General features: G+C 68.8%; 11 protein-coding genes and 1 tRNA gene. 4 read left to right on the plus strand and 8 right to left on the minus strand.

What is annotated here, in order from left to right:
- A partial coding sequence (locus tag R6V09_RS30665; RefSeq protein WP_317884708.1) for a M48 family metallopeptidase occupies window positions 1-1,056 on the minus strand: 1,056 nt, incomplete at its 3' end.
- Window positions 1,057-1,355: 299 nt separating this feature from the next.
- On the opposite strand from R6V09_RS30665, the gene R6V09_RS30670 reads away from it, so the two are divergent.
- Window positions 1,356-1,664 (plus strand): hypothetical protein, encoded by a 309-nt coding sequence (locus tag R6V09_RS30670; RefSeq protein WP_317884709.1) that lies wholly within the window; start codon window positions 1,356-1,358, stop codon window positions 1,662-1,664.
- Window positions 1,665-1,801: 137 nt separating this feature from the next.
- Here the strand turns inward: R6V09_RS30670 and R6V09_RS30675 are convergent, their stop codons facing one another.
- The gene (locus R6V09_RS30675) at window positions 1,802-2,311 is read right to left on the minus strand and encodes a phosphoribosyltransferase (RefSeq protein WP_317884710.1); all 510 of its coding nucleotides are present in this window, start codon (window positions 2,309-2,311) and stop codon (window positions 1,802-1,804) included.
- A 2-nt stretch (window positions 2,312-2,313) separates the two neighbouring features.
- Window positions 2,314-2,889 carry a dCTP deaminase gene (gene dcd / locus R6V09_RS30680; protein WP_019055444.1) on the minus strand — a complete coding sequence of 192 codons (576 nt, stop codon included), beginning with the start codon at window positions 2,887-2,889 and terminating at the stop codon, window positions 2,314-2,316.
- A gap of 511 nt (window positions 2,890-3,400) precedes the next feature.
- On the opposite strand from dcd, the gene R6V09_RS30685 reads away from it, so the two are divergent.
- Window positions 3,401-3,474 (plus strand) — tRNA-Gly (locus R6V09_RS30685).
- A gap of 174 nt (window positions 3,475-3,648) precedes the next feature.
- Here R6V09_RS30685 and R6V09_RS30690 read toward each other — a convergent pair.
- From R6V09_RS30690 to R6V09_RS30700, 3 genes are read right to left on the minus strand one after another with little or no spacing between them, the layout of a single operon-like run.
- Complete coding sequence (locus tag R6V09_RS30690) at window positions 3,649-4,632, minus strand: tetratricopeptide repeat protein (protein WP_317884711.1); 984 nt, start codon at window positions 4,630-4,632, stop codon at window positions 3,649-3,651.
- A complete protein-coding gene (locus R6V09_RS30695; protein ID WP_317884712.1) occupies window positions 4,629-9,083 on the minus strand; it encodes a hypothetical protein in 4,455 nt (1,484 codons plus the stop codon). The genes R6V09_RS30690 and R6V09_RS30695 overlap by 4 nt, the downstream gene beginning before the upstream one ends.
- Entirely contained in the window at window positions 9,080-9,913 is an 834-nt protein-coding gene (locus R6V09_RS30700) for a hypothetical protein (protein WP_317884713.1), read from the minus strand. The genes R6V09_RS30695 and R6V09_RS30700 overlap by 4 nt, the downstream gene beginning before the upstream one ends.
- A 285-nt stretch (window positions 9,914-10,198) precedes the next feature.
- Here R6V09_RS30700 and R6V09_RS30705 point away from each other — a divergent pair, with 285 nt between their 5' ends.
- On the plus strand, window positions 10,199-10,717 hold the full coding sequence (locus tag R6V09_RS30705) for a hypothetical protein (RefSeq protein WP_317884714.1): 519 nt from the start codon (window positions 10,199-10,201) through the stop codon (window positions 10,715-10,717).
- A 17-nt stretch (window positions 10,718-10,734) separates the two neighbouring features.
- On the opposite strand, the gene R6V09_RS30710 is transcribed toward R6V09_RS30705, so the two are convergent.
- Together R6V09_RS30710 and R6V09_RS30715 are read right to left on the minus strand one after the other, a co-directional pair.
- Entirely contained in the window at window positions 10,735-11,439 is a 705-nt protein-coding gene (locus R6V09_RS30710; RefSeq protein ID WP_317884715.1) for a Crp/Fnr family transcriptional regulator, read from the minus strand.
- A gap of 144 nt (window positions 11,440-11,583) precedes the next feature.
- Complete coding sequence (locus R6V09_RS30715) at window positions 11,584-11,931, minus strand: hypothetical protein (protein WP_317884716.1); 348 nt, start codon at window positions 11,929-11,931, stop codon at window positions 11,584-11,586.
- Window positions 11,932-12,014: 83 nt separating this feature from the next.
- On the opposite strand from R6V09_RS30715, the gene R6V09_RS30720 reads away from it, so the two are divergent.
- Window positions 12,015-13,138 (plus strand): AfsR/SARP family transcriptional regulator (locus tag R6V09_RS30720; RefSeq protein WP_317884717.1); only part of this gene is annotated, 1,124 nt, incomplete at its 3' end.

A 13,138-nucleotide genomic window follows, 5' to 3' on the forward strand; every position in this document is an offset into this window, starting at 1 on the left:
GGACGCCGCGTACGCGGTGAGCAGCCCCCACAGCTCGCCGGCCCGGGCCCTGGCCTCCCGGGTGGACCTCGCCCCGCCGAGGGCGGCACGGTTGGCCTCGCTGCGGAGCAGGACGACGAGCGCGTCGGTGATGAGCAACCGGTCCATGAGGCCCACCGCCGCCTGCGTGGAAGCGGTGCGTGCGGCCAGCCGGTCGGCCAGGTACTCGGCCCGTATCCCGGCCCGCGACGTCAGCCGGACGAGCAACGCCAGCACCCCACGGACCAGCAGTCGTGGCACCACGTAGAGGGCATTGACAACCATCTCGATCGCGGACGGGCGCGGAAGCGGCTGGAGGGTGTGGTGCCAAAGGGACAGGGTCCGCATCGCCGTGCCCATCACCAGGCCGTTGCGCGTGTCGCCGTTGGCGTAGTGGGCCAGTTCGTGGCCGAGCAGCGCGATCCGTTCCCCGGGCGTCAGGACCTCCCACAGCGGCATGCCCAGCATCAGCAGCCGCCGGCCGCGCACACCGTACGTCGTGACGCCGGCGTTGATGCTCCCGTCCACGGCGATCGCGTGCACGCTTCGGGTGCCGACTGCCCGCGCCACCTCGTCCACCAGGGCAAAGAGTTCGGGCGCGTCGGCCCGGAACAGCACGGGCCGGTCGTCGGGCAGGCGGCGAACCCTCGGGGCGAGCGCCCAGGCCAGCACCAGGAACACCAGCCCCGCCACCATGCCGGCGCCGCCCCAGCCCGCCACCACGCACCAGACACCACCGACGGCAAGCGCGAGGGTGACGGCGTGCACGGTCAGAGCGAGCATGGTGGCCGTCACCGCCGAGGCGTCACGCCGCGGGCGCGTTTCCCGCCCGCTCAGCATCTCCGCGAGCAGCTGCTCGCCATGCCGTCGGGCCAGGGCGCGCTCGGCCCGCTCCAGCCGTCCCGTGTCCGGCCGCGGCTCCTCGGGGTCCACGTTCCAGTCGCAGGCGGCACACCAGACGGTGAACCGGTTGTCACCCCGGATCTCCGTGCCGCATTCCGGGCACGGCCGTGTTGTCTCTCCGGCGACAGCGGGCATCACGGTTTCCCCCTCCTCCGCGACTCCTCCCCGAGCCGCCAACTGCTGGTACCGGCCGATCTGATCACATGGCGGAGCCGCGGTGAAGGCGCGGTCGTCGTAGGGGCTGAACCGTGATCCCGCCGCAATCGTCGGAGAGGCGGCACTGCTGGCTGGGTGGCGTCCCCCGACACGGAGACGTGGGCGGGCGGCTGCCGGTTCGTCCACGCCGAGCAGGGCCGACGCGCGTGGCGGGGAACAACGGGGAAACAGCAGGCATGTCACTCCCCTCCGCTCATGGGGACTCCGCCAACCCCGACATGCTCGCCACACCGGAAGCGGAGAACTGCCCCAAGCAGCCGCTGGGCGAGGTGTCGGCCAAGCAGGTCACCTGTGAGCACGACGGCGTGGTGATCCATCTGATCGCCGACACGGACAAGGTCGGCCGCGCCATTCCGCGTAAGGCGGCCGAGGCGGTCCACCGCCCGGACGACGCCGAATTGGCGGCGCTCCTGCCGGCCCTGACGACGCGAACACCTGAGAGGACGTCGCAAAGTCGACTGCCGACCCATTCCGTGACCGGTCCCGCAGCGGGCGCGGATGCGAAAGGATCGGCACCTCGCTCCTGAACGAGCGCGGTACAGCAGGGAGGTACGGCGACCACCGCGCCCGTAGTTCGCATCGAGGGGCGACCTGACATGAGAGTCCCCTCGACAACCGGCGAATTCGAGGGGGCTCTTCCTTTGATCTACGAGATACCCGCAGTTCAGACCGCTTCCCTGTTCGGCTTCGCCGCTTCCCCCGACCTATGTACCGGAGGCAAAACACTCCACGGGAAGTTGATCCAGTCGTCGGTCCGCTTCCATACGTACTCGCACTTCACCAGCGACTGCGACTTCTCGTAGATGACCGCGCTGCGCACCTCGGCGACGGTGTCCACGCAGAAGTCGCGGACCAGCTTGAGCGTCTTGCCGGTGTCGGCGACGTCGTCGGTGATCAGGACCTTCTTGGAGGAGAAGTCGATGGCGTTGGGGACGGGGGCGAGCATCACGGGCATGTCGAGGGTGGTGCCGACGCCGGTGTAGAACTCCACGTTGACCAGGTGGATGTTCTTGCAGTCGAGGGCGTAGGCGAGCCCGCCGGCGACGAACACCCCGCCGCGGGCGATGCTCAGGATGATGTCGGGCTCGTAGCCGTCGTCGGCGATGGTCTGCGCGAGCTCGCGCACGGCGACGCCGAACGTGTCGTAGGTCAGGTTCTCCCGTACGGCGTCCATGCTCACACCTGCGTCCGGTGGAAGTTGAGGAAGGAGCGGGAGGCGGTCGGGCCGCGCTGGCCCTGGTAGCGGGAGCCGTAGCGCTCGCTGCCGTAGGGGAACTCGGCCGGTGAGGTGAGCCGGAACAGGCACAGTTGGCCGATCTTCATGCCCGGCCAGAGCTTGATGGGGAGGGTCGCGAGGTTGGAGAGCTCCAGCGTCACGTGGCCGGAGAAGCCGGGGTCGATGAACCCGGCGGTGGAGTGTGTGACGAGGCCGAGCCGGCCGAGGGAGGACTTGCCCTCCAGGCGCGAGGCCAGGTCGTCGGGCAGGGAGACGACCTCGTAGGTCGAGGCGAGCACGAACTCGCCGGGGTGGAGGATGAACGGCTCGTCGCCCTCCGGTTCCACCAGCCGCGTCAGGTCCGCCTGCTCGATGGAGGGGTCGATGTGGGGGTAGCGGTGGTTCTCGAACACCCGGAAGTAGCGGTCGAGGCGCACGTCGACACTGGACGGCTGCACCATGGATTCGTCGTAGGGATCGATCCGGACCCGCCCGGCGTCGATCTCGGCCCGGATGTCCTTGTCTGAGAGAAGCACGCCCCGAGGATACGCAAGACGCGCGGACCGACCACAATCGGACGGACCCGCGCGCCTGCCATTACCGCGGTACCGCTACTCCTACTGCTTCTCCAAGGTCACCGGCACCGCGCTGCGGAGCCGGGCACACCGTGGACACCTCACGAGCCGGCCGGGGCCGAGCCGCTCGGCCTGCTGCATCGGGAACGAAGCGGTACTGAACACGTGCCCATCCGCACAACGGACGACGGTGCGCTCCATCAAGTCCATGAGTCCCTTCCCCAAGAGCCGCGTCCGGCTGCTGCTCGCCGGATGCCAAATGCCACATTACGGGATGAAAGGAACGACTCTCCAGGCGGCACTCCGTCCCACCCGGACCCTCTTCCACGCCTCCACCGTACGCCCCAACTCCGGTCCCCCGCAGCCGCGTCCACCCTCCGAAACGCGACCGCGCCTCCGCGGCTTCGGCGCCGGAGGCTGGGCATGGGGTAGAGTGAGCGGGCATTCGACACCGGCTCAACCGGCGTCACGCGCGGGTGTAGTTTAGTGGTAGAACATCAGCTTCCCAAGCTGAGAGTGCGAGTTCGATTCTCGTCACCCGCTCCATGTGAAACCCCCAGTTCATTGACCTGGGGGTTCTTTGTTGTCCAGACCGGTAGTCGGGCTGCGCACCACAAACCGCACCATTAGCCTTCGGCGGCCTCCTCGCTGTGGTGGGCAGGGTTGTCCTTGTGGTGCTTCGCACGCTCCGCGTGCACGGCGCGGTGCACGCCGAGACGGTCAGAAATCCGGGTGCACGATGCCCTCTACTTCATCGGCTTCCTCGTTACGCCCGAGCGCGCGGAGGTTCTCCACCAGACGACTGCGGGCGTGCGCTGTACTTGAGTGGTTCTTTCCGGCCAGGCTCTCGAATCTCGGCAGCAAGCCGGCGTTGATGGCGCGTGCCTGCTCGTACTCGCCGAGCTCGTGCAGAGTCTTGGCGATGCCCGCCTCCGCGTCGAGCGTCTCAAGGGAGTTCTTCCCCGACACCCGTCCGTACCGCCGGTGAACGTCCTGGTACAGCGTCAGCGCCCTCTCGTGCTGCCCGAGCTTGCGCAGGCAGGCCGCGAGGTTGAACGTGGCCAGCATCGTCGTCCGGTGATCCCTGCCGAGTCGTCGCTCACATCGCCGTGCGGTGTCGCTGTACAGCTGGAACGCCGCAGCGTAGTCCTCGAGTTGACCGAGGCACGCGCCTATGTTGCAGGCCGCGAGGAGGGTATCGGGATGGTCGTCACCGAATTTCCCGGACCGCAGTCGAAAGATCCTTTCGAACACCGGCCGGGCCCTTTTCGCGTCGCCCTCTGCGTGCAGACACGCGGCAAGTCGTTCAGCGGCCTGGAGCGTGTCGATGTGCGACTCTCCGATCCGCGCTTCCCACTCGCGGTGGATGATCTCCGCCAATCGAACGCCGGTCTTGGCGCCGTCGGCTGCGTAGAGGTAGCGAAGGACGCGGATCAGCAGGGACCGGAAGTGCTCCGGTTCGCTGCTCGGGACATCGACCTCGCACAGATAGCCGAGGAGGGTCTGTACGTCCGTCGTGATCAGTTCGTACGAGGCCCAGGAGTGCGGATGGTCCGGGTCGAGGTCGGGCAGCGCCGCGAGCCGGTCGCGGGCGGCTCGGCACACCGCGGCCAGTCCGGCCGGATCCACCGCGGTATCCGTGCGGAACAGCTCCAGGACGTCCGAGTGCGCCCTCACCACCACAGGGTCGACGGGATGCGTCATGCCGCCGGCCTCCCGTCCCCGGGGCCGCCGGCGAGTCGCGCCGGCCGGACACCGTCCACGACATCGGGTGCCATGCCCTCGGGGGAGGTGCAGGCAAGCCCTTGGGTGATGGCCGCGCCGAGGACGGCCACGGCGTCGGCGTCCAACGCGCCGATCAAGGCGTCCGCTGCGTGTTCCAGCATTGACATGGCGAAGGACCAGTCCGACGAGGTGACTTCGTAGAACCTGTGCATCGCGACCGTCGGCGCACGCTCCAGCAGGACGGGAAACAGGCGTGCCACGACGTCGTGGGGAATCCAGGTCTCGCCCGCCCAGGCGAGCTCGCAGCGGTCGGCTTCGTGCAGGAGAGCGACAGGATCCACCAGGTCGCCGAGGACGGGCGATTCCACCAGGATGGCCAGTGTGTCCAAGCCGATCGCGGAACCGTCACGGGCTCTGGCGATGACCGCTGCGGCCAGCTCACGAAGTTCGTGCCGGTTCTCCGGCCTGACCTCCCCGGCGAAGGCGAGCAGCCCGGCCGCCGCCGGCAGTGGGCCCTCGTCCACCATCTCCCTCAGCCGACGAGTGAACGCGGGGCTGAGGGGGGCTCCGGGGACGGGAGTCACGAGGTCCACGGCTGCGGCGTAAACCGGGTCGTCCATGCGCGCCTGCGGCGCGTGGAAGCTGTACGCAGGCACCTCACGGGCGATCAGGTACTCGTGGTACGCGGCTGCGGCCAGCACGATGTTGGCCATCACGTCGTCCTGACCCAGGTCCCGTCCCGGGCTGAGGTTCTGCGCATGGATTTCCCTGGCTCCCTGAAGTGGCCGCCTGTTGTCCATCACGGCGGCGGCATACACCTCGGATATCCACAGACCCCCCGAATACATCCGTGCGTGGGTCAGGTAGGGCAGCCCGTCGATTGCCCGCCAGTCCTCCATCCGGCATCCCAGGGCGAGCAGGGCGAGCTCGAAGCGGACCCGGTGATCAGGACGTACGTATGCCCACGCTTTGTCCTCCGCGCCGTCTCCGAGAGCGGATGTCCACCGGTAGCGCGGTAGTTCACGGAGCGCGCGATCGATTTCCCTGGAGAACACGTCCGCCTCAGGCGTGTGAGGGCCGGTGCCGCCGGGATCGTGTGCCACCCGGTGCAGTTCCGCGAAGCCGATGGCCCGCTCCCCGGGATCCGCGATCGAGCGGATGAGGGCGCCGGCCCGTGAGGGATCTCGGCGCGCCAACCGCCCCGCGAACCGGCGTACCACTCTGGCCATGCTGCTGTGCGCGCCGAGCTCGACGGCGCGGACGACATCAGCCGGATCGCGATAGAAGTGTCCTCGCGCGCGAGCGGCCCAGTCATGGCTCATATTGAACTGCGCCAACATGCCGTCGATGTTCAGCCGTGCCAGACGGTTCTTGGAGGAACGTTCATGCGACTCGGACGACGACGTCATGAAGTACTGACCGGAGCCGCCGCCCCCTCTGAGAGGTGCGGGGTGTTCCGTACTTCCCAGCACCTCCTCAAGGATGGCGGCGGCCGGCCCACTCTGGCCTCGGGCAACGTGAAGGTGGGCGATTCCGGCAAGGAGCGAATGGCGGTCCTTGCCAAAGACCTCCTGGCCCGGGCCGGCGGTTGCGGCGTGGTTACGCCACCACCAGTCGTCACGCCAGGTGGTCTCGGTTATGCCCCTGGCCATCTGCGCTGCCCGGGCAAGGTCGTACTCGGCCATTCGCTTTACCACTTCGATCAGTTCGTTGTCGCGCTCCATGCTGAACGTCGCGTGCGCATCCGGATCCGCGGACGGCCCAGGGATGGCGGCATGGTCACGTTCGAGGAGCCGTAGTGCCTCGGCTCGGCCGGACTGTCCGATCGCCTTCATGGCGGCGAACCTCATCCAGTCGTCCCGGGTCGCTGCGAGGTGCGGGGCCACAAGAGTCCGCGCACGCTCGGGCGCCCCCCAACGAACCCATAGCCGAGCACCGTCGCGAGCGACCCAGTAGTCGGGGGAGCAGGTGTCCAGGCGGGCCAGCAGGAAGCGAGCCGTCATCCGGTCCACGTCCTGCAACACGCCTGCCGCCTTGACCAGTTGGGCGGCAAGGTTCTTCTCTCCTCCGGCTGCGAAGAGCTGCGCGCGCACCTCGGCGAGGAACCACCGGCTGGTGTCCGGATCGTGCGCCGCCCATGTGGCCGCCAGTCGTGCCAGCCCCAGGACGCGGTCCGCCGGTCCGGCGGACCCCAGGGACTTCTCGGCCTCCCGCAGCAGTTGGACGGCCCTTGCGGGGTCGGCGCGTTCCGCCGCGTCCAGGTAGTCCCCCCAGCGCTCCCCGCTGATCTTGCCGATGAGGGTGCGGGTTGTGTCCACATCCTGCTCAGCGACCGCGGCGGCGCGATACACGGCATCCGGCTCCCCCGCGAGGCGGCCCGATCTCGGCGACCTCTCCTGTCCCCACCGCCACAACCGCACCGCGCGATCGTGATCGTGGGGTGCCAGCAGTAGTGCGGTCGCTTCGATCGCTCTGTCCGCCTCGTAGTTGGGGCTGAGAGGGTAGCTGTCTGTCGGAACCGCGAGCGCGGACTCGACCAGCAGGTCCAGCAGTTCGTCGGTCGAGGGCGAGTCGGACCCAGGATGCGCGTACTGAAGGATCTCCGCGAACGCCGTGACCTGCCACAGCGACGGTGTGATCCCGACCGCGTGCTCCAGCGCCTCCTTGACGCGCCCCATCCGGGCCAGCAGCCCGATCACCCGTGGCGGCAGCGCATTGCTGGACTGCGCCGCCTGGTGACGCACAACCCCGAGGTACGTCATCGCGGGGAGCCCGGTGGCGACAGTCGCGCCGTCGGCGACATGGTGAGCGACGCTGTCGACAAGTTCGAGAAAACGGCGCTCGGCCCCGAACTCTCGTCTGACGGCGCTCCGCAGACCGGGGCAGATCATGTCGACGGCCTCGGCGGAGAAGCGCGTCCCGGCCTTCAGGACGTGGGCGACGAGATGGGCGAGACCGTAGTGGTCCACCTGTAACCAGTCCAGGTCCGCCCAGTTCGACGCGGTGCCCCGGTAGCGGTGGGCGATCTGCTCGTGCCATCTGGTCTCGTCGACCCAGCACTCCGGGTGTTTCTCGCGGGCTTCCTGTCCGGCGAGGAACTCGTTGACCGAGGTGTGGAAGAAGGCGATCCGGTCGCTTCGGCGGTCCAGCAGCCAGCGCAGGCTCGACAGGACCTTCTGTGCGGGTTCTTCCCGTACGGGCGTACCGGACAGAGCGGTGAGCTGGTCCTCTGTCAGGGCCTCTCTCGCCACGGTGAGTACGCCGATGATCGGCAGGCCCACCCCTTCCCAGCCGTCCGGCTCACTGGTCCCGAGCACCCTTGGCCATGGCCTGAGTTCCTCGCGCACCAACTCCACGAAGAACCCGTACAGCCCGGGCAGACGGCCCGGTACGCCGTTGAAGACGAGCAGCCTGTCGACCATCTCGTCGTCCTGTTCCCCGGCGGCGTCGATCAGCGCCCGCGCGTAGGTGGCCAGGTACAGGAAGTTTCCGGCGGCCCTGCGGACGGCGTGCCGCTTGATGCTGCCTAGTAGGTTGCCTCTGGCCCGTTCGGCGGCGAGGACGGCGGGACGCTCCAGGACGCGGTCCGCGTACGTGCGGAGGTCGCCCACGACCTGGGGTGAGCCGGGGTCGATGACCACGTCGGTGAGTCGGTCCTCCCGGGCGGACCGGAACAGCCGGAGCCCGGCGTGTGGCCGGGAGGTCATGACCACCTTGACGTTGGCGGGGAGTTCGGGGGAACGGGCAAGCCAGTGCAGGACCCTCTTCCTCGGCCCCGTCGTGTCGTCGTCGGCTATCTCGTCCAGGGCGTCGAGCAGGATGACGATCCTGGCCTCGGGGTCCTGTTCGGCCAACACCTGCGCGGGTCCGATCAGCGCCAGGTGGGCCAGGTTGTCGGGGTCGAGAAGACGGGGCTCCAGATGGGCCGTGCCGATCTGGACGCCGGTGGCCGTGCCCGCGACATCACGTATGCGCTGTTCGACCTCCAGGATGGCGGTGCGGTGGAAGGGGGAGACCTTCAAGTCGTCGATCTTGATGCCGATGACCCGGCCCTCTGCCGCCACGGAGTCGATGTGCTGCTGGACGACGACCGAGAGGCGTTCCAGTTCGAAGAGTTCCGGGCGCTCCCGGGCAAGTTGGTGTCCGATGCTCATCAGGAACGACTCGGTGTCGCCGCCGGTGACCGCGGTCCGGCTGTCCCGTCTGAAGAAATAGCGGAGCCGGTCGGGGTGGGCCCGCGCGATGCCGGCGAGCAGGCTGGTCTTGCCCGCTCCCGGCTCGCCCGTCACCAGGATGTACTGGCCCTCGTCCGACTTCAGCGCCTGCTCGATCTCGTCGTACAGCCACGCACGCTCGACGAAGTCCGTCTCTGTACGGGCCCGGATCACATCCTCGAAGGCGCGGCGCGGGGAGGGGGTGTGGGCGGTCATGGTTTGCCTCCGGCGGCACGGAGGTCCACACCGATCACTTCTCCGTCACGCGCCACGCGACCGATGTCGGCGATGGCCTCGATGGGGTTTGCCACAGCCCCCTCCGCACGCACCACGACCGCGCGGCCCTGGACGTTGTTCACCTTCACCTTGCTCCGCACCAGGTTCGCGTTACGCGGCTCCCCCTCCAGTACGGCAGGACTCAGGTCCACCTGCCGTACATCGGCGCCCGGAACCCAGATCCAGGCCGCCCCTCGATATTCCTTCTCCTTGACCGGCACCTCCCGGAACTCGTTCTCCCGGATGGTGGTGTACGCCTTCCCCTGTACGACGTCACGGAAGACGGTCGCGGACAGTCCGACCGCCAGCGGGGCCTCCGCCAACTGGTCCAGGGCGGCGCGCAGGGCCGCGCAGTCACGGATGCGGCCGATCTCGACCGGGGCGCTGCCCGCGAAGCCGTTTGCGGCCGGCGAGGTCTCGCCGAAGTGGACAGCTGCCCTCAGCCTCAGCCACGCCTCCGTTTCCCGCCCGATGTTGAAGGCCCGCAGACCGGCCTCCAGACTTCGCATGAAGGCGTCGACCAGGGCGGGCTCGGAGGCCCCCTCGGGCAGGACCGCGAACAGCGAGTCCCCGCCCTCCTGTGTCAGCCATTTCTCGCGGTTCAACCCGGCGGCGTCGGACGCCAGTTCCAGCAACCGCACGATCGCTTCCTGGAACTGATGCTGCCTGACCGTGTCGGCCCCGCCGTATCCCTTCGCGTCGACGGAGAGCAGCAGTCTGCGCGCGAAGGCGCGCGCACCGCCCGGCCCGTCCTTACCGTTCGTTGCCATGACACCTCTCGGTACACGTACTTCAGGGGGAGCACGCTGCGTGACTCAAATCCCCTGCAAATCAACGGAGTTACTACACATCAGACCGGCACCCGCTCCCCCGGATCACGGGTGCCGGCGATCAAGTCGTACACCTGCGCCTCGGTGTGAACCCTGTGGAAATACGGGATGCCGAGATCTGCGAGCACTGACGAGGTCCCCGGAACCCGCAGAAGGGACTGGTTCGGCGGAGACGATCACCTCTTACTGGAGGCAGCACGCCCTCGCCGACCGGAGGAGACGTCCATGGCACCGACCGCTCAGGCAGCCGACAGCCGCCCCGCGCAGTACATGTTCACCGCGCTGCAGACGACCCACCAGCACGCGGACGCGAAGGCCGGCATCCTGGCTGCGGTGCAGGCCGGGCTGGTCGGCACCGCAGGGGCATGGAGTCGTGGGGTCGTGCTCGTCTGCGAACGGGGAGGCGCGGCCGGCGTGTTCGCGGGGACACTGTTGGCCCTGTTCGTCTGCGGCCTGACCGGTGGCGCGGTGAGTCTGGCAGCGGTGTTGAGCCCGCGGTTGCTGCGGGATCGGGCCGCCAACCGGTACTGCTTCGTCCACCTGGAGTCGGGCCCCGACATCCTGCCCGCCGAGGACGTGCCCGCGGATGAGGCCGCGGATCGCAGGGAGTTGTCGCACACCGTGCGGTTCCTCGCCCGCGTCGCCGTTCTCAAGTACCGCTGGCTGACAGGAGCGGTGGTGTGCACTGCCGTCATGGGCGTCAGCGCGGGGCTGAGCGTGGTCCTGCAGCCGATACTGGGCTGACGTCGGTTCGGCCACGGTCATTCGTCCGCCAGGTCCGCGAGCCGCCTCAACCCGGTCACGTCCCTGATGACGGTGGCACGGTAGCGGGTCTCCAACAGCTCCTCCTCTCGTAGTTCACGCAGTACCTTGTGGACCGTCGTCTCCGCGGCGCCGATCAGCGTGGCAAGCTCCGGCTGCGTCAGCCGGATGTCGATCACCACCTCGTCGCCCCGGGGAGTCCCGTAGGACACGGCGAGTTCTCCCAGCACACGGGCCAGACGCACTTTCGCCGGATACCCCCGGAAGTCCAGCCGCCTGCGGTTGGCCCAGCGCAAGCGGTCGGCGACGACCATCGTCAAGGCCATGGAGACCTCGGGGCGGCGCATCAACAGTGCTCGCAGCGCGCCGTCATGCACCACTCGCGCGGTCAGTGGACCGCAGGCGGTGACCGTCGCCGAGCGCGGGGCGCACCCGTCGATGGCAGCCATCTCACCTACCGTGTCACCGCCGGCCCGGACCGCGAGGAGCGAAGTCTCACCGTTCTCCACAACCGCCATGACCTTCGTGAGACCGGACAGGAGCAGGAGCACGTGCCTGTCGTTCATCCCCTGTCGCAGCAGCACGGCATCCGCGTCGAACCGGACCTCGGTCCCCAGGTCGAGCAGTTCCCGCCGCGCCGAGAAGGACAGCCTCCCCAGCAGACTGCGCGCCGGCCATTCCTCGGTTCCCTCGGGCACCGTCATGTGCGTCCACCGTCCCCTCCGCGTGCAGACATGGTCACCGAGGAGGGGCTCTCCGAAACAACCGAGGGGCTCTTGACCATGCCCCTGCAACCACGGCTCCGAGACTCCGTACGCGGCATCGGCGTACACATCAGCCAAGGGCATTCATCCGCTCCGTGCGCCGCAACCGACCACGTCCACGATGACGTGCCCTGTCCCGCGGTCCGCGCGGAGCACTGCGCGGGCCGCCCCGAGGATCTCCTCGTCCAGTTCCAGCTCTGCGGCCAGGACCTGGAGCAGCCGGGTCCGCCACACATCGGGGTCCGTTTCGTACGCGTGCAGCACCCGTACGCCGTATCCGCCCCGCACGCCGTCGCAGCCATCGGACAGCCGTCGGCGGACCGCGTCCCTCAGCACGGTGTGCAGGTCGTGGACGACTCCTCGTGAGGTGTCGGTGAGCCCGGCTGCCGCCCCCGTGGCCAACGCGGTGGCCACCAGATCCACTTCGGTCACGCGGACCCCCTTCGGTTGTGCGGGTTGTGCGATGTCGTGTCCGTAACCATGGCTGGGGGTGCTGCAATTCTGATGAAATTTCGATGACGTGGGGAAGCGGAGGCTTCGGGGTGGACGACGGATCTCCTCAACTGCTGCGGTTCGAAGTGCTCGGACCGTTACGGGCCTGGCGGGGCGGGACGCCGTTGGAGCTGGGGCCGGTCAAGCGGCAGGCCGTGCTGGCCGCTCTGCTGCTGCGGCAAGGAGCCGTGGTGAGTCATGAGCGGTTGCTCGACGCGGTGTGGGGCGAGGAGCCTCCCGCAGGCGGCCACAAGGTGCTGCCCACTCACGTCAACTCGCTGCGCAGAGCGCTCGATCCGGAGGGCACCCCGCCCGCGGAGTCGGTGATCCGCAGCGGCAAGGGCTGGTACCGCTTCGTCGTCGAGGAGGTCCGACTCGACACGGCGGATCTGGACGAACGGGGAGCCGAGGCGCTGCGCACCGTCGCCTCGGGCGACCTGGCCACCGCCGCGGACCAACTCTCCGCAGCCATCGGGCTGTTCCGGGGCGAACCCCTGGCCGGGCTGCCGGGACCCTTCGCGCGGAGCGAGCGACAGCGGTTGGAGGAACACCGGCGGACGTTCCGGCTGGAGCGGCTCAAGTGCCTGGTCCCGCTGGGCCGGTTCGGCGATGCCCTCGACGATCTGAGCGGGCTGTCGGCGGCTTCGGCGGCCGACCGCTACGACGAGTCGCTGACGGCCTTGCGTATGCGGGCCCTGTACGGCCGCGGACGTCAGGCGGAAGCGCTCACGACCTACGATGACCTACGGAAACGACTGCGGGACGAGCTCGGAACCGATCCCGGTGAGGAACTTCGCCGGGTGCACGAGGCGGTACTGCACCAGGACGACGCCTTTCTCCTGCGTCCGTCCCCGTCGGTGCTCTCCGCACCGCGCGAGAGCGCCGTGCCCGCCGAACTCCCGCACGACACCCCGGGTTTCGCCGGTCGTACCGGTGAACTCGCCAGGCTTCACGCCCTGCTTTCGCCCGCGCGAGAGGGGGAAGCGGCGAACACCGTGGTCATCTCCGCCATCGGCGGCGCCGCCGGTATCGGCAAGACCGCGCTGGCCGTGCACTGGGCACACCAGGTCCGCGACCGCTTCCCGGACGGCCAGCTCTACATCAACCTGCACGGCTTCGACCACGACCGGCAGCCCCTCGAACCCGG

Origin of the sequence: Streptomyces sp. W16 (genome assembly GCF_033194735.1) — a bacterium.
In the GTDB taxonomy this organism is placed as follows: Bacteria; Actinomycetota; Actinomycetes; order Streptomycetales; family Streptomycetaceae; genus Streptomyces.